This window comes from Pantoea sp. YR525 (assembly GCF_900116775.1).
Classification (GTDB): domain Bacteria; phylum Pseudomonadota; class Gammaproteobacteria; order Enterobacterales; family Enterobacteriaceae; genus Pantoea; species Pantoea symbiotica.
The window spans coordinates 130,791-153,173 of the sequence record NZ_FPBU01000011.1; the positions used below are offsets into that span (position 1 = coordinate 130,791).

Annotated in this window: 17 protein-coding genes and 1 riboswitch; of the genes, 11 read left to right on the forward strand and 6 right to left on the reverse strand. The window is 55.8% G+C overall.

The window, feature by feature from the left end:
* Positions 1-62 precede the first annotated feature (62 nt).
* A complete protein-coding gene (ddpX, locus tag BM323_RS21015) occupies positions 63-623 on the forward strand; it encodes a D-alanyl-D-alanine dipeptidase (RefSeq protein WP_008110640.1) in 561 nt (186 codons plus the stop codon).
* A gap of 185 nt (positions 624-808) precedes the next feature.
* Here the strand turns inward: ddpX and BM323_RS21020 are convergent, their stop codons facing one another.
* Positions 809-1,075, reverse strand: coding sequence for a DksA/TraR family C4-type zinc finger protein (locus BM323_RS21020; RefSeq protein ID WP_008110643.1), 267 nt, complete (start codon positions 1,073-1,075; stop codon positions 809-811).
* Positions 1,076-1,187: 112 nt separating this feature from the next.
* Positions 1,188-1,315, forward strand: a riboswitch (TPP riboswitch).
* A gap of 101 nt (positions 1,316-1,416) precedes the next feature.
* Here BM323_RS21020 and BM323_RS21025 point away from each other — a divergent pair.
* From BM323_RS21025 to BM323_RS21050, 6 genes are all read left to right on the forward strand, one after another.
* Positions 1,417-2,499: a LuxE/PaaK family acyltransferase gene (locus BM323_RS21025; RefSeq protein ID WP_008110645.1), complete on the forward strand. Its 1,083-nt coding sequence runs from the start codon at positions 1,417-1,419 to the stop codon at positions 2,497-2,499.
* The gene (locus tag BM323_RS21030) at positions 2,496-3,944 is read left to right on the forward strand and encodes an acyl-CoA reductase (RefSeq protein ID WP_008110648.1); all 1,449 of its coding nucleotides are present in this window, start codon (positions 2,496-2,498) and stop codon (positions 3,942-3,944) included. The genes BM323_RS21025 and BM323_RS21030 overlap by 4 nt, the downstream gene beginning before the upstream one ends.
* A gap of 97 nt (positions 3,945-4,041) precedes the next feature.
* The gene (locus tag BM323_RS21035; RefSeq protein ID WP_091004284.1) at positions 4,042-4,809 is read left to right on the forward strand and encodes a 3-oxoacyl-ACP reductase; all 768 of its coding nucleotides are present in this window, start codon (positions 4,042-4,044) and stop codon (positions 4,807-4,809) included.
* Positions 4,810-5,256: 447 nt separating this feature from the next.
* Complete coding sequence (locus BM323_RS21040) at positions 5,257-5,784, forward strand: hypothetical protein (RefSeq protein WP_008110652.1); 528 nt, start codon at positions 5,257-5,259, stop codon at positions 5,782-5,784.
* A 197-nt stretch (positions 5,785-5,981) separates the two neighbouring features.
* Positions 5,982-6,461: an Hcp family type VI secretion system effector gene (locus tag BM323_RS21045; RefSeq protein WP_091004287.1), complete on the forward strand. Its 480-nt coding sequence runs from the start codon at positions 5,982-5,984 to the stop codon at positions 6,459-6,461.
* Positions 6,462-6,501: 40 nt separating this feature from the next.
* Positions 6,502-7,032 (forward strand): O-acetyl-ADP-ribose deacetylase, encoded by a 531-nt coding sequence (locus tag BM323_RS21050; RefSeq protein WP_008110656.1) that lies wholly within the window; start codon positions 6,502-6,504, stop codon positions 7,030-7,032.
* 84 nt (positions 7,033-7,116) lie between these two features.
* On the opposite strand, the gene malG is transcribed toward BM323_RS21050, so the two are convergent.
* The 3 genes from malG to malE are packed head-to-tail and all read right to left on the reverse strand — an operon-like array spanning position 7,117 to position 10,788.
* A complete protein-coding gene (gene malG, locus BM323_RS21055; protein ID WP_008110659.1) occupies positions 7,117-8,007 on the reverse strand; it encodes a maltose ABC transporter permease MalG in 891 nt (296 codons plus the stop codon).
* Positions 8,008-8,016: 9 nt separating this feature from the next.
* Positions 8,017-9,537, reverse strand: coding sequence for a maltose ABC transporter permease MalF (malF, locus tag BM323_RS21060; protein ID WP_008110661.1), 1,521 nt, complete (start codon positions 9,535-9,537; stop codon positions 8,017-8,019).
* Between the two features lie 60 nt (positions 9,538-9,597).
* Positions 9,598-10,788 (reverse strand): maltose/maltodextrin ABC transporter substrate-binding protein MalE, encoded by a 1,191-nt coding sequence (gene malE, locus BM323_RS21065; protein ID WP_036650252.1) that lies wholly within the window; start codon positions 10,786-10,788, stop codon positions 9,598-9,600.
* Between the two features lie 363 nt (positions 10,789-11,151).
* On the opposite strand from malE, the gene malK reads away from it, so the two are divergent.
* The 3 genes from malK to malM all read left to right on the forward strand — a co-directional run bounded on the left by malK (position 11,152) and on the right by malM (position 14,625).
* On the forward strand, positions 11,152-12,261 hold the full coding sequence (malK, locus tag BM323_RS21075) for a maltose/maltodextrin ABC transporter ATP-binding protein MalK (protein ID WP_008110664.1): 1,110 nt from the start codon (positions 11,152-11,154) through the stop codon (positions 12,259-12,261).
* Positions 12,262-12,302: 41 nt separating this feature from the next.
* Positions 12,303-13,604 carry a maltoporin gene (locus BM323_RS21080; RefSeq protein ID WP_091004290.1) on the forward strand — a complete coding sequence of 434 codons (1,302 nt, stop codon included), beginning with the start codon at positions 12,303-12,305 and terminating at the stop codon, positions 13,602-13,604.
* Between the two features lie 97 nt (positions 13,605-13,701).
* Positions 13,702-14,625: a maltose operon protein MalM gene (gene malM / locus BM323_RS21085; protein ID WP_008110668.1), complete on the forward strand. Its 924-nt coding sequence runs from the start codon at positions 13,702-13,704 to the stop codon at positions 14,623-14,625.
* 134 nt (positions 14,626-14,759) lie between these two features.
* Here malM and malQ read toward each other — a convergent pair whose 3' ends face one another.
* Both malQ and malP read right to left on the reverse strand, forming a co-directional pair.
* Positions 14,760-16,802 (reverse strand): 4-alpha-glucanotransferase, encoded by a 2,043-nt coding sequence (gene malQ, locus BM323_RS21090; RefSeq protein ID WP_008110671.1) that lies wholly within the window; start codon positions 16,800-16,802, stop codon positions 14,760-14,762.
* The gene (gene malP / locus BM323_RS21095; RefSeq protein ID WP_008110672.1) at positions 16,799-19,192 is read right to left on the reverse strand and encodes a maltodextrin phosphorylase; all 2,394 of its coding nucleotides are present in this window, start codon (positions 19,190-19,192) and stop codon (positions 16,799-16,801) included. Before malP ends, malQ begins: the two co-directional genes overlap by 4 nt.
* Before the next feature lie 274 nt (positions 19,193-19,466).
* On the opposite strand from malP, the gene malT reads away from it, so the two are divergent.
* Complete coding sequence (malT, locus tag BM323_RS21100) at positions 19,467-22,169, forward strand: HTH-type transcriptional regulator MalT (protein WP_008110674.1); 2,703 nt, start codon at positions 19,467-19,469, stop codon at positions 22,167-22,169.
* Positions 22,170-22,383 lie beyond the last annotated feature (214 nt).

Below are 22,383 nucleotides of genomic sequence, written 5' to 3' on the forward strand. Positions count from 1 at the left end.
CGCGATAAATCGCGCCGCTACGGTATGTGCGGTTATTAATTTTATAGCTAACAGGATTTAGTATGACGCAGGACGTTGAACTGATTGATTTAGCCGTAACCTTTCCCGCTTTACGTTTCGATCTGAAATATGCCACGGCGGATAACATCGCGGGCTATGCCATTTACCAGGAGGCCAAAGCGCTGCTGCATCCGGCCGCCGCCGACGCACTGGCAAAAAGCATTGAGATCGCCCGGCTGGCGGGATTCAGTTTGTTGGTACTCGATGCTTATCGGCCGCAGCAAGCGCAGTGGCACTTGTGGGATGCCTGTCCGGATAAAGATTATGTGGTGCCGCCCGCGCAGGGTTCGAATCACAGTCGCGGCGTAGCGATTGATCTGACGTTACTTGATGCACAAGGCCAGCCGCTGGATATGGGCACCGCCTTTGATGCGATGGAAGTGGAATCGCATCCCTATCATCCGAATGTCCCCGCCGAAGCACAACGTAATCGCCTGCTGCTGAACGCGATTATGTTTGGCGGCGGTTTTGTCGCCATGCCAACGGAGTGGTGGCACTTCGAGCTGCCTGACGCGAAAAATTATCCATTACTTGATGAGCAGTTTGGCTGTGTTGCGCGTTGAATTATTTCGTTTAGCCGATGGTACAAAACCCTGATTAATATTCAGCTGTAATCACGGGTTTTATCCTTCCTTAATATACGAAAAAACCGGCCTGAGCCGGTTTTTTCACCCTAACGGCCAGCGAACTGAATGGCTGCGTACAGGGTTGAGTTGTGCGACTATCTTATCAGCATAAATTTAAAAAACTACCGCAACTGACTATCCTTGCTTCCGCGTCGGTTATAACCGCTGATCGCCGCCTGTTTTTTATCGATCTTGCTCTGGCAATTCACGCAGTAACGCACGCCAGCTAATGCCGCGCGACGCGCTTCCGGGATCGGTTCGCCGCACTCGTCGCAAAACTCGGCACTTTCACCGTGGCCGAGATTCTCGCGCGCGCGGGCCACCGCGTCATCGACCGTGGCATCAATTTGTTTGTGCACTGCACCGTCTTCTGACCAACCGCCAGCCATACTTCACCTCCACAAATACTAATGCCCAAAGTATAAGACATGGCGTGATGAATGCCGGACAAGCCAGAATTTAACAAGGTTGACACATCATCGCGCGCCATCCTAGACTGCGGCTTGTTCCAAGGGGTGCTCTGCTAAGGGGCTGAGATTCTACCGGCTGACGTGTATGCGTTGGCAACGTAGTGACCCTCCGAACCTGATCCGGCTAATACCGGCGTAGGGATGCGGAACCGCAGGGCGATATTGCGCCCTGATTCCCTCTTTGTGCTTTGTAGCGGACAGTTCGCGCTCTTCAGGCGGTGCTTGAGAGTTTCTGCGCAATCGCAAAGGTGGCGACGTACATGAACGAAACACACATCATCCAGGCTCTGCTGATATTCCTGCAGCATGAAGAGGCCTCAGACGACGATTTCAACCAGCTGGCCCTCGAAATCTTCGCTTATCAGTTCGCACACAACCAACCTTATCGCCGCTTCGCCATCCAGCGCGGACGCACGCCGCTGACGGTGAAAAGCTGGCGCAACATTCCCGCCATCCCGATTAACGCCTTCAAAGATCTGACGCTCAGCTGCCGTCCCATCGACCAGATTGCCGAGATCTTCATGACCAGTGGCACCACCGGCACGGTAAAAGGGTGCAGCTACCATCCGACGCTGGAAGTGTGGAAGAAATCGATGCTACTCAACTTCCGCCGTCGCTTTATGGCGGGCAGCGAACGCATCCGCATGGGCATTTTGTTCCCGGATACCATGGCGATGCCGAACTCCTCGCTGGCGACCTATCTCGATTTGGCGATGCAGGAGTGCGGCACGCCAGACAGCGAAGTAATGGTGGGCGAGCATGGCCTCGATATCGATCGCCTGTTTAGTGCGCTCGAGCAGGCCGAAGCCAGCGGCGAACCTTATGCGCTGCTGGGTGCCAGCTACAGCTTTGTCCATCTACTAGATGAAATGCAGCGCCAGCAACGCCGCTTCGCGCTGCCTGCCGGCAGCCGCATTCTCGATACCGGCGGTTTCAAAGGCCAGTCGCGCGAGATTGGCGCGGATGAATTCTACGCTTCGCTCTCTCACGCCTTCGGTATCCCGCGCTCACACTGCATTAACATGTACGGCATGACGGAAATCAGCACGCAGTTTTACGATGCGGGCAATGAGCGCTGCCCGCCGGTGAAATCCGGGCCGCACTGGATCCGCACGCGTGTGGTCAATCCGCTTACCGGCGATGATGTGCCGGATGGCGAGGTAGGCGTGCTGGTGCATCACGATCTGGCGCATTTCAACTCAGTTTCCGCCCTGTTAACGGAAGATGCGGGCGTGATGGTGCATGGCGGATTCCATCTGCTGGGACGTGTGACCGGCGCTGATGCCAAAGGCTGTTCGTTGACCATGGAAGCGTTTCTCGCCAGCGCGCAGGCACCGCTGTGAAGGAAGTTGCCGGACATCTGCCGGGCTTTTCCGCTGACGAAGTGCAGTGGCACACGCTGAGTTTCAATCATCATGGCGAAAGCCTCGAAGTTAGCGTTCCGCAACTTAATGACGAGCAGATAACGGCGCTCGCTGCGCGCATTCGCACCAACGCCCGCGCTTATCTCCGTCAGCTGAGCGTCGCGCAGATCATCGCCATCATTGATGAAGCGGTGGCGCGACTGCTCGATCGTCATCATCCACTGCGTATCAAAGCCGAAAAGCTGCTGCCTATCGTCACCGGTTACGACGCCGACATGGTGCGGCTTGGCCTCGCTGGCTACCTGAAAACTTTTCGTCAGCCGCAGCTGAAGCGCTTTCTGGCGGAGGATTTCACCGATCCGCAGATGCTCGACGATTTCCAGCCGCGCCCTAAAGGTGGCTTCGCGCGTGTGTTTGGTCCGCAACTGTTGATGCATATCTGGGCGGGCAACGTGCCTGGTTTACCACTGTGGAGTTTGATTTGCGGCCTGCTGGTCAAGGCGGGCACCATCGGCAAACTGCCAGGTAATGAGCCGCTGATGGCAAGCTGGTTCGCGCAGTTGCTGGCGGAAATTGATCCAAAACTCGGCGAGTGCATCGCGGTGGTGTGGTGGAAAGGCGGCGATGCGCAAAGCGAGCCAACCTGGCTGCGCCAGCCCGATACGCTGGTGGCTTATGGTGGAAATCCAACGCTGGCGGCGATCCAACAACGTTTGCCGGTTACCACACGCTTTTTGCCGCACGGCCACAAAATCAGTTTCGGGCTGGTGGCGCGTTCGGCGTTGAATGCTCGGCAGGGCGCGGAACTGGCGCGCCGCGTGGCCTATGACGTGATGCGTTACGATCAGGCAGGTTGCTACTCGCCGCAGATGCTGTTTGTCGAGCGCGGCGGCAAGGTGTCGCCGGATGAGTTCGCCAGTTATATCGCCCATGAACTCGCCTCGCTGGCGTACAAACATCCGCGCCGTGCGCTGGCTAATGATGAGATGAACAGCATTGCCGCGTGGCGAAATGGCGAGGAGATCCGTGTGCTGGGCGGCGATCGTACGCTTTACGGCGAAGCTGCAGACAGTTGGGCGGTTGTGAGTGTTGACCATGCGGAGCCTTTATCTCCGGCGGCACTGGGCCGTACGTTGAAAGTGGTGTCCGTGGATGCGCTGGAGGAAGTGGTCGATTTGGTGGCGCAGCAGCGGCATTTCCTGCAAACCGCAGGCGTGGCGGCCGCGCCGCATGAGTTGTTCCGCATCTCTGTTTTTCTCGGACAAGTGGGCGTCACCCGCATCGCAGCGTTCGGCAACATGACCTCGCCGGAAGCGGGCTGGCATCACGACGGGCGTTTTAGTTTGCTCGATCTGGTGACCATCACTGAGATCGAGCAGGGCGCAGAAGCTGCCGCCGAGAGTTACGCACCGTATGCGGAGTGACGCGGTCGCCATACGCCGCATTTATGCATATGGGGTTTTGTAGGGTGCGCATTAATGCGCACCTGGCTGAATCACACTCCATCCCTAAGGAGCAACAATGAAATTCTCCAACCAAACCATTCTGGTAACCGGCGCAAGTCGCGGCATTGGTGCGGCAATCGCTAAAGCCTTCGCCGCTGAAGGCGCATTTGTGGTGGTGAACTATCTGCGCAACGAAGCTGCTGCAGCGAGCGTAGTTGCAGAGTGCCGCGCATTGGGCGGAGATGCATTGGCGATTGCCGCAGATGTCACCTGTGTGCAGCAGGTCAACGCGATGATGGAGCAAATCCTCAACGCCACCGGCCGCCTCGATGCGGTGATCAACAACGCTTTCGCGCCATACGTTTTCGACACCGAAAATCGTCAGCGTTTCTGGGAAACGCCGTGGTCGGGATATCAGTCGCAGTTCGATGGCGCGGTAAAAGCCGCCTATAACGTCTGCCAGGCGGCGCTGCCTATAATGCGCGCGCGCGTACGCGGCAGCATCGTGAATCTCACCAGCGATCTGGTGGCGCGACCTTCGGTGCCGTATCACGATTACATCACCGCGAAAGCCGCATTGACCGGCTTCAGCCGCACGCTGGCAACCGAACTTGGCCCGCTGGGGATTCGCGTTAACTGCGTTGCGCCCGGCCTGGTTTATCCCACCGATGCCAGCCAGGCAACGCGCGAAGAGGTGCGCGATTTTCTCACCGCACAAACCCCGCTGCGCCGTATCGCGCGGCCGGAAGATGTCACCGGCCCGGTGCTGTTTCTGGCCTCCGAGTGGAGCGAGTTTGTCACTGGGCAAACTTTGTATGTCGATGGGGGATTAGTAATGAATTAACCCGTACGGTCGCCATTTATGGCGACCGTTTCGCATTAATCTGCTTAAGACGAATGATATATATCTGTACGCAATTACGTATTAAATAATAGATATTTCAAACACCAATACATCTCAGTTTTTTCTTTACTGAAACGAATAAAACACACATTTAAGTGCGGATTTACACATCCTTATTTTATGAATAAGGATCACATCTGGTTAAAATTTATCTTCACGGAGTTATATCATTACCCTATAGTTTTTATGGTTAAGGGAATTAACTATAGGGATATATATGTACCACAGTGATGCGATCATAAAGCACTTCAGGCGCAAAGGATTCTGGCAGAAAAGCTCGATAACGCCGTTTCCGGCGTTATTGAGGCAGTTTCCGACCAGGTTAGTAAGATCAATAAAGGGGCGACGCGGCTCTCTTATTACACCTCTTGCCTCACCGACGAATACATGGACGTCTGTAAAAAACAGGCGTTAGAAGATAATCGATTTCTAATGGGAGTAGCGCAACTAGTTAAAGAGCGAAATGTTATTTTCTCACTGTTAAAAACATACTTAGATTATCAATTACAAAACAGAAACTTCCGGCAGCTTGAAGTAATTAAGATGCATCTAATGCGAGCGAACATTCATATCGCTGCAAGTACACTCACTTCATCTTCATTTAGTCTGGGTGCGACTCTTGCAGTTGTAGCTGGACTTAATATTTCACTACCTATTGGAAGAAATATTGGACGAGTCGTTGGGGTTGCGGCTGGAGGCTTGGGAATATATGGTGTAGTCCAGAATGCAGCAGACAGTGCGAAGCGACTGCAACTGATGCATCCTCCTTATTATCACGCATTATATGTTCGTGAGCTTGAAATGATGTATTTCCTTGTTGAATCTTCACTAATGCGTGCCGGTGGTCTCAAAAATGAATGGCTATCAGATTACGAAATCGCTGAAGTTTTAATGAAATTGATGGGGAAAGCATGAAGAGATTTTTAAAAAATTGGTTAATAACTGAAGGAAAGTTTTTGCTATGTATCTATGGCCCGGTTGTCACTACTTTAATATTTGGAGTGTTAAAGGTAATTTATTGCCCAGATAGTGGAATGTTGAGTGTGGGGATATTTTATCTATGTGCTCTGACATTTTTTGTTTATAAGTTTCGTTAATTTAAAGGGTTAAATATGACAACTCCAGCACATATCTGGTTAGAAGATGAAAGCGGTTCGCCGATTGTGGGTTCGTGCATGATGCCGACCAGACTCGGTTCGATTGAACTGAACACGGTGATGCACAACATCACAATCCCGGTAGATCAGCACACGGGAAGGCTGACAGCCACGAGGATTCATGCCCCGATATCCGTTCAAAAAGAGTTTGATAGAACAACACCGGTACTATTTCGTGCATTGTGCCAGGCCCGCACGCTGAAATCAGCGACCATCAAGATGTACCGAATTAACGAAGCAGGCATTGAGGTTGAGTATTTCAATATTCTTTTGGAAAACGTCAAAATCTCCAGCATCTCTCCGGCTTTACTGCCAAACGGCCAGACCAGCACGCATCTGGAAAATATTGAGCTACGATATGAAACGATCACATGGAAATACGTGGACGGCAATATTGTGTTTAAGGATGGATGGAATGAGAGGATGATTGCTTAACTTCTGGCTAAGACTGCTGAAGCTGAGGATTAGAAGTAACATGAACAAAATCGCCTTGCTTAAAGAAGATATAACCAAAGTTCCAGCTGATGCCATTGTTAACGCCGCCAACACATCCTTGCTGGGCGGCGGCGGAGTTGATGGCGCCATCCATCGTGCGGGTGGGCCAGCAATTTTGGCTGAGTGTCAGAAAATCAGGAATCGACAAGGTGGCTGCAAAGTTGGAGATGCAGTGATCACCACTGCGGGAGATTTGCCAGCAAAATATGTCATTCATACTGTTGGTCCACACTGGCATGACGGTCAACATGACGAAGAAATGCTATTGAAAAATGCCTACCTGAGCTGTTTTAAACTGGTTGAAGAATACGGCATTCAAACTGTTTCGTTTCCCAATATCAGCACCGGCATATACAGATTTCCGAAAGCGCTGGCGGCTGAGATCGCGTTGGGCGTGATTCATCAGTGTTTGCGTGAGAACTCCAATATCGAACAAGTCAATTTAGTCTGCTTTGATCAGGAAAATTACGATCTGTATTTAAAAATAATGGATGAACAGCGTGCTAATTAACGCTCACCCCATAAAAAAAGCGGCCCTAAGGCCGCCAAAACCCTCAACTGCAGTGAACATTGAGGAAGGAGGATAATAAACGGGTTAGCCTTTCACGCCGCCGGCGGTCAGGCCGCTGACCAGCCAGCGTTGTGCCAGCAGGAATACCAGCGTAATCGGAATTGCGGAGAGCACCGCCGCCGCCGCAAAGTCGCCCCACAGATAGTTTTGTGGGTTCAAATATTGCTGCATGCCGACCGCCAGCGTGTAGCTATTTACATCGCGCAGCAGCAGCGACGCGACCGGCACTTCAGTAACCGCAGCGATAAACGCCAGAATAAACACCACCGCCAGAATCGGCACCGAGAGCGGCAACAGCACCAGCCGGAACGCCTGCCACGGCGTAGCGCCATCCAGCGCAGCGGCTTCTTCCAGTGATCCATCGATGGTTTCGAAATAGCCTTTAATAGTCCAGACGTGCAGGGCAATGCCGCCGAGATAGGCAAAGATCACGCCGCCATGCGTATTCAGGCCGATAAACGGCAGATATTGTCCCAGACGATCAAACAGCGCATACAGCGCCACCAGCGACAGCACGGCCGGGAACATCTGGAAAATCAGCATGCCTTTTAACAGCGTGGCGCGCCCGGCAAAACGCATGCGGGCAAAGGCATACGCGCAGGTGGTGGAAAGCGCCACAATGCCAATCGCGCTGATGGCGGCGATTTTCACCGAGTTCCACAGCCAGAGCAGCACCGGGAAGGGCGGTGGCGTCACGCGGCCATCGGCGTGCTCCACACTGAAACCTAACGCCAGCTGCCAGTGTTCCCAGGAAATCTGCTCCGGGATCAGCGAGCCGGTGGCGAAGTTACCCGCGCGCAGCGAGATGGCGAAGACCATCAGCAGCGGAAAAAGGATTCCCGCAATAAACATCAGCAGCAGCAGATGCGTCATCAACAGACGCAGCTTTTGCGACTTGGGTTGTACCATAGCCATAACGCCTCCTTAATCGAATTTCATCCGCACGGCTTTAAGATTGATCACCGCCAGCGCGCCCACCAGCAGGAAGATCAGCGTGGCAATCGCCGCCGCCAGACCAAAGTCCTGTCCGCCGCCACCTTCAAACGCAATGCGCCAGGTGTAATTGACCAGCAAATCGGTGTAACCGGCTGGCGTGGTGGTGCCGATCCGATCCGGTCCGCCGTTGGTCAGCAGCTGTACCAGCACAAAGTTATTAAAGTTAAAGGCAAAACTGGCGATCATCAGCGGCATCAGCGGCTTCAACAGCAGCGGTAGGGTAATCAGGAAGAAGTTCTGCAGCGGCCCGGCACCGTCCATCGCCGAGGCTTCATAGAGATCGTCCGGAATTGCTTTCAGCAGCCCCATGCAGAGAATCATCATGTAGGGATAACCAAGCCAGGTATTCACAATAATCAGCATGGTGCGCGCCAGCGTCGGATCGCTGAACCACGCGGGCTGGAAGCCAAACAGCGCTTTGAGCATCACGTTGATTTCACCAAAGCTCTGGTTGAACAAGCCTTTGAAGATCAATATCGAGATAAACGCGGGCACGGCATAGGGCAAAATCAGCATCACGCGATACACCGCTTTGCCTTTCAGCGCTTCCCACTGCACCAGGCAAGCCAGCACCATGCCGACCGCCACGGTGAGAATCACCGTCACGAAGGAAAACAGCAGCGTCCAGCCAAAGATCGCCAGAAACGGCTTCTGAATCCCTTCATCGGTAAACACGCGAATGAAATTCTTCCAGCCGGTATTCACCGTGAAGCCCGGGCTCAGCGCTTCGCCGCTGCTGTTCTGATAGAAACCGCTCTCACGATTGGCCTGATATAGCACGCCGCTTTGCTGATTTTTCAGATCGCCGTTGGCTTGCAGCACATACAACGGGCGCGTGCCGGAGAACTGGCGCAACGAACTCATCACCACCTGACGACCATCCGGCAATTCTGCCTGAATCTGGTTCAGCGCCTGACGATTAGTGGTAACGATGCGCAACGTGGCGCGTTCGCCCGGCGGTGGCGGGGCGCTGAGCAGTTTCAGCTTTTGCGCTCCGCCAAAGGCAAACGCAGGCGAAACGAAGGTTTGCCCGTTGGCGGCTTCGGTCAGCACCAGCTGCCAGCGATCGCCCGCCGGGATCAGCGAGAAATTCAGCGCCGAACCATCCTGATACTGACGACTCAACAGCACTTGTTGCGCACGTTCCAGCGTCAGCTGATTGGTGCTGCTGTAATTGGTAAAGGCAATCGCCACGGTGCAGGCGAGGGGAAACAGCACGAACAGCGCCATCCCCGCGAGGCCGGGATAGACATAACGCCAGGCATAAGCGCGACGATTGGCATAAATCCAGATGCCGACAGCGCTGATAATCAGCGTCACCAGCGCAAACAGATATTCACCTTTTGCATACATCAGCACGAGCAGATAGCCGACCAGCAGACAGCAGATACCGAGAAAAAGAGCCTTCAGCACGGCGCTGAACCGTGCTGTTTTCGGTTTTCCTGACATGATGCGGTTTTCCTTAACAGCCAGTAACGAGCCGGATTGCGCCGGCTCTGGTAGAGAGGATTACTTGTTGAGTCGTGCCTGCGCATCTTTCAGCGCCGCATCGACGCTTTGACGTCCGCTCAGCGCATTCAGCGTGGCGGTGCGCATCGCGTACCAGAAGGCGGCCATCTGCGGAATGTTCGGCATGATGTCGCCGTTGCGCGCGTTGGTCATGGTGGCGGCGATACGTTCATCCTTCTCCAGCGTCTGCTGGAACGACTTCAGCGCCACCGCGCCAAGCGGTTTGTCTTTGTTGACCGCATCAAGACCAGAATCGGTCAGCAGGTAATTTTCCAGGAACTCTTTGGCCAGTTCTTTATTCGGGCTGGCAGCATTGATGCCGGCACTCAGTACGCCGACGAAGGTTTTGGAATTTTTGCCGTTCAGCGTTGGCAACAGCGTGACGCCGTAGTTGATTTTGCTCTTGTCGATGTTGCTCCACGCCCACGGCCCGTTGATGGTCATGGCGGTTTGCCCCTTGTTGAAGGCGGCTTCAGCGATGGAGTAATCGGTATCGGCATTCAGCGTTTTCGCCTTCACTTGATCGACGAGGAACTTCATGCCCGCTTTGGCGCCAGCGTTATCCACGCCGGTATCTTTCACATCGTAGCGGCCATCGTTGAGCTTAAAGGCATAGGCGCCGCCCGCCGCCAGCAGTGGCCAGGTGAAATACGGCTCCTGCAGGTTAAACATCATGGCGCTCTTGCCCTGCGCGCGCATTTTCTTATCAATGGCGGCGATCTCTTCCCAGGTTTTTGGCGGCTCAGGCAGCAGATCTTTGTTGTAGATGAGGGATAAGGATTCCACCGAAATCGGATAACCGATCAGCTTGCCGTTGAAACGCACCGCGTCCCAGGTGAACGGGAAGATTTTCTCCTGGAAGCGCGCGTCCGGCGAGATCTCCGCTAACAAGCCTGACTGCGCATAACCGCCGAAGCGATCGTGTGCCCAGAAGATGATGTCCGGGCCGTCGCCGGTGGCGGCAACCTGCGGATACTTCTCTTCCATTTTGTCCGGATGCTCAACCGTCACTTTGATGCCGGTCTCCTGCTCAAACTTTTTACCCACCTCAGCCAGGCCGTTGTAGCCCTTGTCGCCGTTGATCCAGATGACCAGCTTTCCCTCTTCAATCTTTGCAACGGCAGAAGCTGAAAACAGCACGGCCGTCAGGGCGGAAAGGGCAAGAATGCGTGCACCGGTTTTCATTGTCATAACTCCATCCTGTTAGCGGAAACGGAAATCGTTTTACCTGCCACATTGTGAGTATCTGCCGCCGCTTCTCATCCTCCCTGCCTCTACGCCTGCCTGGTATCTGATGTGATCTGTGTTGCAAAAACACCTGATTATCACGGACTGGCGCACACAATCGTCGCTCTGCTCTGCGTCATAGCTCACAAAAATGGTTGCCTGCTGCGTTTTATCAGACCCGTCTGCACGATCTCCTCCTCCCGTCTCCTCCCCCACGCCGACGCGCTGCGGTGGAGGATGTCGGCCTTGATGTCCTTGCCCATAGTGGTCGCCGGGGTCTGTTCGCCGATTTGCGGACAAGGAATAGCAAGCTGAGAGGAAAGCATCATGTCGAGCGTTACGTTGCGCAGTGTCTCCAAGGTGTGGGGCGAAACCGAGGTGTCGAAAAACATCAGCCTTGAGATCGCTGAAGGAGAGTTCGTGGTTTTTGTCGGACCTTCAGGCTGCGGCAAATCGACGCTGCTGCGCATGATTGCCGGACTGGAAACCATCACCAGCGGCGATCTGTTTATTGGCGACAAACGCATGAATGAGGTGCCGCCCGCCGAGCGCGGCATCGGCATGGTGTTTCAGTCCTACGCGCTGTATCCCCATCTTTCGGTGGCCGAGAACATGTCGTTCGGTCTGAAGCTGGTGGGCACGCGCAAAGCGGAGATCCAGCAGCGCGTCAATCAGGTAGCGGAAGTGCTACAGCTGGCGCATCTGCTGGAGCGCCGTCCGAAAGCGCTGTCGGGCGGGCAGCGTCAGCGCGTGGCGATTGGCCGTACGCTGGTGGCGGAACCGCGCGTGTTTTTACTTGATGAGCCGCTCTCCAACCTTGATGCCGCGTTGCGCGTGCAGATGCGCATTGAGATCTCACGCCTGCATAAGCGCTTGAAGCGCACCATGATTTACGTCACCCACGATCAGACCGAAGCGATGACGCTGGCGGACAAGATCGTGGTGCTGGATGGCGGCCACGTTGCCCAGGTCGGCAAGCCGCTCGAGCTTTATCACTATCCCGCCAATCGTTTCGTCGCCGGTTTTATCGGCTCACCGCGCATGAATTTCTTACCGGTAAAAGTTACCGCCACCGCCATCGATCAGGTGCAGGTGCGTTTACCTAACACCCAACTGGTGTGGCTGCCGGTCGACAGCGCGGGTGTGCAGGTGGGCAGCAACATGTCGTTAGGCATTCGTCCTGAACATCTGCTCTCCAGCGATATCGCTGACGTCACCCTCGAAGGCGAGGTGACGGTGGTCGAGCAGCTGGGACACGAAACGCAAATTCATATCCAGATTCCCGCCATTCGTCAAAGCCTGGTTTATCGCCAGGAGGACGTCGTGCTGGTAGAAGAGGGCGCCCTGATGGGCATCGGCCTGCCGCCAGAGCGTTGCCATCTTTTCCGTGAAGATGGCAGCGCCTGTCGCAGGTTGCATCAGGAACCCGGTATTTAGCCCTGCAAAACAATAAAAGCAATGACCTCAGGAGATAGAAAATGTTAACTCTGCGCAAACTCCCTATCGCGGTTGCTATCGCGGCAGGTACGCTCGCTGCCCCGTCGATGGCAGTCGATTTTACCGGCTATGCCCGTTCCGGCATCGGCTGGACCGGCAGCGGCGGGGAACAGCAATGTTTTCAGGCCACCGGCGCACAAAGTAAATACCGTCTGGGCAACGAATGTGAAACCTACGCTGAGCTGAAGCTGGGCCAGGAAGTGTGGAAAGAGGGCGATAAGAGCTTCTATTTCGATACCAACGTCGCCTATTCGGTTTCTCAGCAGAATGACTGGGAAGCGACTTCCCCGGCGTTCCGCGAAGCCAACGTGAAGGGCAAAAACCTGATTGACGCGCTGCCGGGTTCCACCATCTGGGCCGGTAAGCGTTTCTACCAGCGTCATGACGTACATATGATCGACTTCTACTACTGGGATATTTCTGGTCCCGGTGCCGGTCTGGAAGATGTGGATCTCGGCTTCGGCAAACTCTCTTTTGCCGCCACGCGCTCCTCGGAAGCGGGCGGTTCTTACACCTTCTCCAGCGATCGGATTCGCGATTACGCCACCAGCACCGCCAACGACGTGTTTGATGTGCGTTTAGCGGGCCTCGAAACCAACCCGAACGGCGTGCTGGAACTGGGCGTCGATTATGGCCGCGCCAACGCGCGTGACGGTTATCGCCTCGAAGATAACGCCTCCAAAGATGGCTGGATGTTCACCGCCGAACATACGCAGAGCATGATGAAGGGCTACAACAAATTCGTGCTGCAGTACGCCACCGATGCGTTGACCTCACAAGGCAAAGGCTTGCCGCAGGGCACCAACATCAACAACAGCGGCAGCATGTATCGCGTTCTCGATCACGGTGCAATTAACCTCGCCGAACGCTGGGATCTGATGTACGTCGCCATGTACCAGAACACCGACCTCGACAACAACCGAGGAACCGAGTGGTACACCGTGGGCGTGCGCCCGATGTACAAATGGACGCCGATCATGAGCACGCTGCTTGAAGTGGGCTACGACAACGTGAAATCGCAGCAGGTAAACGAGCGCAATGGCCAGTACAAAGTGACGCTGGCACAACAGTGGCAAGCGGGTGACAGCATCTGGTCGCGTCCGGCGCTGCGTCTGTTCGCCACCTACGCCAAGTGGGATGAGAAGTGGGGCTACAGCAAAGACAGCTCAGGTGATTTGACCTCCTTTGCCTCTAACGACAGCAGCGGCAACGGCATTCTGACCAACAGCCGTGGCAACAACGATGAAGTGACATTCGGGGCGCAGATGGAGATTTGGTGGTAATGCTCCCGCTTGTGGCTTAACTGAGACCATCTCTTTTCGGCGCGGCGCGCCATTGCCTGGTTCGCGCCGCCGCCTGACAGTTTTTTGAGGTTATACAATGAGAATGAAAAAAACGGTTTTTGCGCTCTGCCTGAGCGCCGCGTTGCTGGCCGGTCAAAGTTTACCGGCGCTGGCTGATGTCAATCTGGTGCCACAGGATCTCTCTGCCGCACCGACATTCCCCACCGCCAGCCTGCAAACGCTGAGCTGGCTGCCGGTAGATACCTCCCGCACGCAGGTCACCACGCTGAGTGAAAACCACGCCAATCTTAACGCTGCGGGCGTGACGGGTTCGGTTGCCGCTTATAGCCTGCCAGCGAATATCGGTGAACTCACCATTACGCTCAGCAGTGAAGTAAAACAAAATCAGGTATTTGCGCCGAATGTGCTGGTGCTGGATGAGAATATGCGTCCAGCAGCCTGGTTCCCGGCGCGCTTTTTCACCTATCAGCAGCCGGGCGTGATGGCAGCGGATCGGCTGGAAGGCGTGATGAAACTGACGCCGGCGCTGGGTCAGCAAAAGATCTATCTGCTGGTGTTTACCACCGAGAAGGATTTGACCGAAACCACCACCTTACTGGATCCGGCGAAAGCCTACGCTCGCGGCACCGGTAATGCTGTGCCGGATATCCCCGATCCGATTGCCCAGCACAGCCGCGATGGCACGCTGAAACTCAAAGTGAAAACCAGTTCAGGTTCATCAATTCTGGTTGGGCCGCTGTTTGGATCATCGGGCCCGGCGCCGGTAACCGTCGGTAATACGCAGCCGGTTGCGCCTGCGACTTATCGTGCTGCCCCGGTTTCGGATGCAAAACCTAAACCGATCATGACGGATACCGAAGGTTACTTTAATCAGAACATCCGCGAAGCGGTTGAGAAGGGCAATATCGATAAGGCGTTGAAGCTGCTGGATGAGGCCGAGCGTTTAGGTTCCACCTCCGCCAGACAAGTGTTTATCAGCAGTGTTAAAGGCAAGGGGTAATCCGCCCCGGCAGTGCTGATTTGTCCCATCTGGTGCGCTTCGGCGCACCTTTTTTTGCCAGGTGCGCATAAATGCGCACCCTACGATCCTGTAGGGTCGCCATTTATGGCGACCAGCTACATATAAATGCCCAATCAAACCCGCTTCCGCCGTTGATCAATATCCTCCAGCAATGCATTTATCTCCGCGTCAGCAAACATCTCCTCCAGCGAGGCGCTGAGTTTGCGCCGCCAGTTGGGATATTGACTGGTGGTGCCAGGAATATTCACCGGAGAAGCCATATCCAGCCACTCTTCAGGTTGCAGGCCTAGCAGCGCGCTGTTGCTCTCCGCCAAATAACGCTGCATCGCCGCACTTAACGCGCGATCCATCACCTGCGGTTCGGGCTGCTCGGGCAAGCAATTGCTGCGTTGCAGGCTCTTAAACAGCGCGCGTCGTGCGGCCAAGCGCGACTTGTTTAGCCCGGCAAGAATCTGCTTATCGGGATAAAGCCCCAACTCGCTGCCCAGCCGTAAATCATCGCTTTGCCACCAGCCGCGCAGGGTTGGCATATCGTGGGTGGTGGCGACAGCCATCGCCTGACGTGGCCAGCGGGCAGGGGCGCGAAAGGCCACTTTGGATGTCTGCTCAAAATAGAGCACTTTGTAGGAGTAGACGCCCGCCTGCTGCAGCTTGCCGATAATCTTCTCCGGCACCGTCCCCAAATCCTCACCAATCACCATGCAGTGATGACGCTGACTCTCCAGCGCCAGAATCGCCAGCAGATCGTCGATGGGATAATGGACATAGGCACCTTCCGCCGCGCTTTCGCCCTGCGGGATCCACCACAACCGCAGCAGCGCCATCACGTGATCGATGCGCAATGCGCCGCAGTCGTGCATGTTGGCGCGCAGCAGCGCGATCCACGGCTCGAAGGCGCGCGCCTGCATAATCTGTGGATCCATCGGCGGCAATCCCCAGTTCTGGCCCAGCGGGCCGAGAATATCGGGCGGCGCGCCGACGCTGGCCTGCAAGCAGTAAAGCTCGCGGTCGCTCCAGGTTTCTGCGCCGCCCTGTGCCACGCCCACCGCCAGATCGCGGTATAAGCCAATTGGCATTGCCTGCTGCTGGCACACCGCCCAGCAGTCAGCGAACTGGCGCGCGGCCAGCCATTGTAGCCACAGGTAAAAGCGCACTTCATAGGTGTGCTCGATGCGGAATGCCCGTACCGCTGCGCTGTCGGGCGACTGCAACGCCGCAGGCCAGGTTGTCCAGTCGTAGCGCTGAGGATCCTCGGCGATTTGCGCGGCGTGCAGCGCATCGAAAACACCCTGATGCAGCAAACTTTCGCCGCCTTGCTGCATGAAATGTTCAAAGGCGATAACCAGATCATCGTCCGCGCCGCGCTTCCTGAACTGCTGCCAGGCGAGGCGCAGCGCCTGCAGTTTGAGCGCAGTTACCGCTGAATAATCGACCCACTCAGCATCCCGCGCCGCTTGTAACGCCTGCTGCGTGCTAGCCGCCTGCCACCAGCGTTGCGCTTCTTCACTCAGCGTAAAATCCTCAACGGCGGCGACGTCGATATACAGCATATTGAGCCAGCGCCGCGACGACGGGCTGTACGGACTGGCGCTTTCCGGCATTGCCGGGAACAGCGCATGCAGCGGGTTCAGCCCAATGCAGGCACCGCCACGCTGCGCGACCTCGACCAGCATCTGCTTTAAATCGCTGAAGTCGCCGATTCCCCAGTTGGATGCCGATCGCAGCGTATAAAGCTGAATGCAGGCGCCCCACAGCGATTGCCCTTGCTGGATGGCTGGCGGCTCGTAACAGCGAACCGGCGCGATAATAATCCGGCAGTGAAATACTTGCTGATTTGCGGTGTAGCTGAGCTGGTGATAACCCAAAGGCAGCGCAGGCAAAGCGATCGGATGGTTGGCGATACCGCGCCCGTGCCAGCTTTCGCCCTGTTCCGCGATCAGCTGCCACTCGCCTGCCATGCCGGGCGCAGGCAGAACAATCTCCACGTGTTCTCCTTGCACGATTAGCAGCGGCGGCAGCGGCGAAGCGTGCGGTTTCGCGGGATGCATCGCCGCAAGCAAACGCTGGCGGGTAACGGCAGAGACCGATTGCAGCTGGCCGTGCGCGTCGATGTATTCACTGGCGATTTCAGCGGTTGGCGTGACAGTGCTGTTCATCGCGCGGCCTGCCAGATGCGTTGCTGATAGTCACGGATCGCGCGGTCGGCGCTGAACATGCCGCAGCGCGCGGTATTGAGAATGGCGGCGCGCGTCCAGCCGTGCTGATCGGCCCACAAGGTTTCAGCCTGCGCCTGCGCGTTGAGGTAATGGCGAAAATCGGCCAGCACCAGATAAGGATCGCCGCCTTTGGCGCTCAGGCTGTGCAGCAGCGGCTCGAACGCGGTGACGTCGCCATCGCTGAAGGTGCCGTCTTCTAACGCTTTCAATACCCGATCCAACTGCGCATCTTTTTTGCGCCAGGCGTCAGGCGAATAGCCTTCCGCTTTCAACGCGCTGACCTGATCGACGGTATGACCAAAGATAAAGATATTATCGGCCCCAACCTGCTCGGCGATCTCTACATTAGCGCCATCCAGCGTGCCGATGGTCAAGGCACCGTTCAGCGCCAGCTTCATGTTGCCGGTGCCGGATGCCTCTTTGCCGGCGGTAGAAATCTGCTCGGAGAGATCCGCTGCCGGGATCAGCCGCTCGGCAACCGAAACGTTGTAATCAGGCACAAACACCACTTTAAGGCGGTCGCCAATGCGCGGATCGTTGTTGATGGTGGCCGCCACTTTATTGATCGCGTAGATGATGTTCTTGGCCAGCACATATCCCGGCGCGGCCTTGGCGCCAAACAGCACCACGCGCGGCGTCAGGTTAGCCTGCGGATCGCTCACCAGCGTTTGCCACAGCGCGATAATGTGCAGCAGCGCCAGATGCTGACGCTTATACTCGTGCAGACGCTTAATCTGCACATCAAACATCGCCTCAGGATTCACCTTGATGCCGGTGCGTTCTGCGATCCATTGGGTCAGAGCCACCTTGTTGTGCTGTTTGATGGCGCGATACTGCGCCTGGAATGCGGCGTGATCGGCGTAAGTTTCTAACGCTTTCAGCTGATCGAGATCGGTGAGCCACGGCTGATCAAGAGTTTTAGTGATCAACGCCGCCAATGCCGGATTGCACTGATTAATCCAGCGGCGCGGCGTGATGCCGTTGGTGACGTTATGGAATTTCTCCGGCCACAGCGCATGATATTCCGGGAACAGGTCTTTCACCACCAGCTGCGAGTGCAGCGCCGCCACGCCGTTCACCGCAAAGCCGCTGGTGACGCAGAGATTGGCCATGCGCAGCTGATTGTTGTGTACCAGCGCCAGTTTCGCCCAGGTCGCTTCGTCGCCCGGCCAGTGCGCCTCAACCTTCTTCTTCAGCTGAGCATTGAGTTGGTTAACGATCAGCATATGACGCGGCAGCAGGGTGCGCACCATGCGCACATCCCAGCACTCCAGCGCTTCAGGCATCAAAGTATGATTGGTATAGGCAAAGGTGCGCTGGGTGATGTGCCACGCCTCGTCCCAGCTCAGCGCGTGTTCATCCAGCAGCAGACGCATCAACTCGGGGATCGCCAGCGTCGGATGGGTATCGTTGAGCTGAATCACCTCATAATCCGGCAAGCTGGCAATGCTGCGTCCGGCGCGTTGGTGACGGCGCAGAATGTCCGCCAGCGAACAGGCGCACTGGAAATATTGCTGCATCAGGCGCAGCTTTTGGCCGTTGTCGTGATGGTCGTTGGGATAGAGCACTTTAGTGAGTTTTTCGGCCTCAATACCCGGCTGCTCGGCGCGCAGGAAATCCCCGTTATTGAAGCGCTGCAGATTAAACGGCTGCGCATGTTTCGCCTGCCACAGACGCAGCGGCTGGGTGACGCCATTCTGATAACCCACCACCGGCAGATCCCAGGCTTCGCCAAGAATTTGCAACGCAGGCTCCCAGCGCACAACGCCATTTTGCGTGATGACTTTGCCGCCGAGATGCACCGGCACGGTTAATGCTGCGTTGTGGTTAAACCACGGATAGCTATCGCGCTGCCAGTTATCCGGCATCTCCTGCTGTGCGCCATCAACGAAGTGCTGGCGGAACAGGCCGTACTGATAATTGAGTCCGTAGCCGGTGGCGGGTTGTCCAACCGTCGCCATCGAATCGAGAAAACAGGCGGCGAGCCGGCCCAAACCGCCGTTGCCCAGCGCCGGATCGGTTTCACACTCCTCCACGTCGCTCAGCGTAATATTCCACTCGGCCAGCGCCGCGTTGACCTCGTCATACCAGCCGAGGTTGAGCAGATTGTTACCGGTCAGTCGGCCAATCAAAAACTCCATTGAGATGTAGTTAACGTGGCGCTGCGGCGTGGCGGATGGCGGCGCAGGCATCTCCGCCAGCATATCAGCCAGCGCGCCACTCAGCGCCTGCCACCATTGATTAGGCGTCATCTCTTGCGCATCGTGCAGACCAAAACGTTGCCATTGGCGGGTTAGCGCGTGTTTAAAACGGGTGCGATCAAATTTCATAATCAGTCCTGTAAGGGCGGAGGTGAATGTGCTTCATTCTGCGCGTCAGCCATTACGCGCTCCTCCTCCTGCACCAAATTCAGCGGGGAGGATGAGCGGGGAGGAGGGGCTGAGGGAAATCTTAAAGTGTGACAGGAATGTGATAACCGTCGCTTTTGTTAAGACTGCTTAATGGGTTCGCTTGCAATAGGTAAATGAATGTCTGAACGTATGTGACTATTAATTACGAAGCGTAAAATAATGATGCGCCACGTTTAGGGAGAAGCGTTCACCGATGTTAATACCCTCCAAACTTAGCCGACCCGTCCGCCTTGAGAACACCGTTGCACGCGAGCGCCTGATGCAAAAATTGGGTGCGGCGGGCAATTACCGTTTGGTGTTGGTGACCAGTCCGGCGGGATATGGCAAAACCACGCTGATTTCACAATGGGCGGCGGGGAAAGCCAATCTGGGCTGGTATTCACTGGATGAGGGCGACAATCAACCTGAACGCTTTGTTGATTACTTAATTGCGGCTCTGCAGCAGGCAACGCAGGGCTGCTGCGCATCCAGCGAAGCGCTGGCGCAGAAACGGCAGTACATCAACTTGAATGCGCTGTTCGCCCAGTTGTTCAGTGAGTTGGCGGCATGGCAGCAGCCGATTTGGCTGATCATTGATGACTACCATCACATCACCAACCCCGCCATTCATGACGCGATGCGCTTCTTCTTACGCAACCAGCCGGAAAATGTGACGCTGATTTTGCTGTCACGTAATTTGCCGCAGCTTGGTATTGCCAACCTGCGCGTGCGTGAACAGCTGATTGAATTGGGCAGCCAGCAGCTGGCGTTTACTCATCATGAAGCCAAACAGTTTTTTGATTGCCGCCTGACGACGCCGCTGGAATCGGAAGAGAGCGGGCGTTTGTGTGATGACGTGGCGGGCTGGGCGACGGCGTTGCAGCTGATCGCACTCTCGACGCGTCAAGGCGCCAGCTCTGCGCAGGATTCCGCGCGCCGCCTTTCCGGCATTAACGCCAGCCATCTGGCGGATTATCTGGTTGAGGAAGTGCTGAATAACGTCGATAGCGCCACGCGACAGTTCTTGCTGAAAAGCGCGCTGCTGCGATCGATGAATGACACGCTGATCGCCTGCGTAACCGGTGAAGAGCAAGGGCAGATGCGGCTGGAAGAGATTGAGCGTCAGGGCTTGTTCTTGCAGCGCATGGATAACTCGGGCGAGTGGTTTAGCTATCATCCGCTGTTTGGCAGTTTCTTGCGTCAGCGCTGTCAGTGGGAACTGGCGGCGGAACTGCCTGCGCTGCATCGTGCGGCCGCTGAAAGCTGGATGCGCCTCGGTTTTCCTGGCGAGGCGATCCATCATGCGCTGGCCGCCGGTGATGCGCTAATGCTGCGCGACGTGCTGCTGCAATATGCCTGGACGCTGTTTAATCAGAGTGAGCTCACGCTGCTGGAAAATTCACTCAAGGCGCTGCCATGGGAGATTCTGCTGGAAAATCCAAAACTGCTGCTGTTGCAGGCGTGGTTGATGCAAAGCCAGCACCGTTTTTCCGAGGTGAGCAGTTTGCTGACGCGCTTTGAGCACTCCTGCAGCGAAGAGATTGATGATGTGCTGCGCGGCGAATTCAACGCGCTGCTGGCGCAGGTTTCCATCAACGACGGTAACGCTGAGGAAGCCGAGCGGCTGGCGATGCTGGCACTCGACGCGCTACCGGAAAGCCGCCAATACAGCTGCATTGTGGCCACTTCGGTATTGGGCGAAGTGATGCATTGCAAGGGCGAGCTAACCAGTTCGCTGAAGCTGATGCGTCAGACCGAGCAGATGGCGCGTCGCGAAGAAGCGTGGAATTACGCGCTGTGGAGCCTAATCCAGCAGAGTGAGATTCTGTTCGCGCAGGGATTTTTACAATCCGCTTATGAGATGCAGGATCGGGCGTTTGTATTGGTCAAAGAGCAGCATCTGACGCAGTTCCCGATGCATGAATTCCTGCTACGTATTCGCGCGCAACTGTTATGGGCGTGGGGCCGACTCGACGAAGCGGAACAGGCGGCGCGTGAAGGCATCAAAGTGCTGAAAGGTTATCAGCCGCAGCAGCAGATTCAGTGCCTCGGTTTGCTGGTGCAGTGTTCGCTGGCGCGCGGCAATCTTGATAACGCCCGCAGCCACCTTAGTCGGCTTGAGAATCTACTCAACAACGGATCGCTGCACAGCGACTGGATCGCCAATGCCGATAAAGTGCGGGTGATTTTCTGGCAGATGACCGGCGACAGTCAAAGCGCCAGCAGCTGGATGCGCCAGACGGCGAAACCGGAGTTCGCCAATAATCACTTCCTGCAAGGTCAGTGGCGCAACGTGGCGCGCGCGCAGATTTTGCTGGGAAATATGAGTCAGGCCGAAGTGGTGCTGGACGAGTTGAATGATAACGCCCGCGCGCTCAACCTGATGAGCGACATGAACCGTAATCTGCTGCTGTTAAATCAGATTTACTGGCAAACCCAGCGCAAAGCGGAAGCGCAGCAGGCGCTGACCGAAGCGCTGAAACTGGCGCGCAGCACCGGTTTCGTCAGCCATTTTGTGATTGAAGGTGAAGCGATGGCGCAGCAGCTGCGTCAGCTGATTCAGCTCAATACGCTGGATGAGCTTGATAACCATCGCGCCAGACGCATTCTCAGTGAGATAAATAAATATCATCGCCATAAGTTTGCCCATTTTGACGAAGGTTTTGTTAGCCGCCTGATTAATCATCCCGATGTGCCGGAGCTGATCCGCACCAGCCCGCTGACCCAACGCGAATGGCAGGTTTTGGGGCTGATCTATTCGGGATACAGCAACGATCAGATCGCCGGCGAATTGGATGTTGCTGCCACCACCATCAAAACGCATATTCGCAATCTGTACCAAAAACTGGGCGTGACGCACCGCGCGGAAGCGATGAATCAGGCGCAGTCGATGCTGCGGATGATGGGGTATGTGTAATAAATCGGTCGCCATAAATGGCGTAATGCCGCTCAGTTAAGCGCAGAGCGACTTTCGTTCGCCTCGTGCTGAGGCAGTTGCAGCACCTTCGTGCGGCGACCGAGCAGAGGACGCCTGGCTGCACTGAACCCCGGATCCTGGACAAACAATCCAGAATCCGGAGGTTAAAATGAAGCACCCATATTCCGTCAGGCTGGCTGCAGTTCAGCACTAT

Bases quoted from the DNA above. Each gene is read 5' to 3' on its own strand.
- ddpX (WP_008110640.1), top strand. From the start codon at position 63: ATGACGCAGGACGTTGAACTGATTGATTTAGCCGTAACCTTTCCCGCT.
- BM323_RS21020 (WP_008110643.1), bottom strand. From the start codon at position 1,075: ATGGCTGGCGGTTGGTCAGAAGACGGTGCAGTGCACAAACAAATTGAT.
- BM323_RS21025 (WP_008110645.1), top strand. From the start codon at position 1,417: ATGAACGAAACACACATCATCCAGGCTCTGCTGATATTCCTGCAGCAT.
- BM323_RS21035 (WP_091004284.1), top strand. From the start codon at position 4,042: ATGAAATTCTCCAACCAAACCATTCTGGTAACCGGCGCAAGTCGCGGC.
- BM323_RS21040 (WP_008110652.1), top strand. From the start codon at position 5,257: ATGGACGTCTGTAAAAAACAGGCGTTAGAAGATAATCGATTTCTAATG.
- BM323_RS21045 (WP_091004287.1), top strand. From the start codon at position 5,982: ATGACAACTCCAGCACATATCTGGTTAGAAGATGAAAGCGGTTCGCCG.
- BM323_RS21050 (WP_008110656.1), top strand. From the start codon at position 6,502: ATGAACAAAATCGCCTTGCTTAAAGAAGATATAACCAAAGTTCCAGCT.
- malG (WP_008110659.1), bottom strand. From the start codon at position 8,007: ATGGCTATGGTACAACCCAAGTCGCAAAAGCTGCGTCTGTTGATGACG.
- malF (WP_008110661.1), bottom strand. From the start codon at position 9,537: ATGTCAGGAAAACCGAAAACAGCACGGTTCAGCGCCGTGCTGAAGGCT.
- malE (WP_036650252.1), bottom strand. From the start codon at position 10,788: ATGACAATGAAAACCGGTGCACGCATTCTTGCCCTTTCCGCCCTGACG.
- malK (WP_008110664.1), top strand. From the start codon at position 11,152: ATGTCGAGCGTTACGTTGCGCAGTGTCTCCAAGGTGTGGGGCGAAACC.
- BM323_RS21080 (WP_091004290.1), top strand. From the start codon at position 12,303: ATGTTAACTCTGCGCAAACTCCCTATCGCGGTTGCTATCGCGGCAGGT.
- malM (WP_008110668.1), top strand. From the start codon at position 13,702: ATGAGAATGAAAAAAACGGTTTTTGCGCTCTGCCTGAGCGCCGCGTTG.
- malQ (WP_008110671.1), bottom strand. From the start codon at position 16,802: ATGAACAGCACTGTCACGCCAACCGCTGAAATCGCCAGTGAATACATC.
- malP (WP_008110672.1), bottom strand. From the start codon at position 19,192: ATGAAATTTGATCGCACCCGTTTTAAACACGCGCTAACCCGCCAATGG.
- malT (WP_008110674.1), top strand. From the start codon at position 19,467: ATGTTAATACCCTCCAAACTTAGCCGACCCGTCCGCCTTGAGAACACC.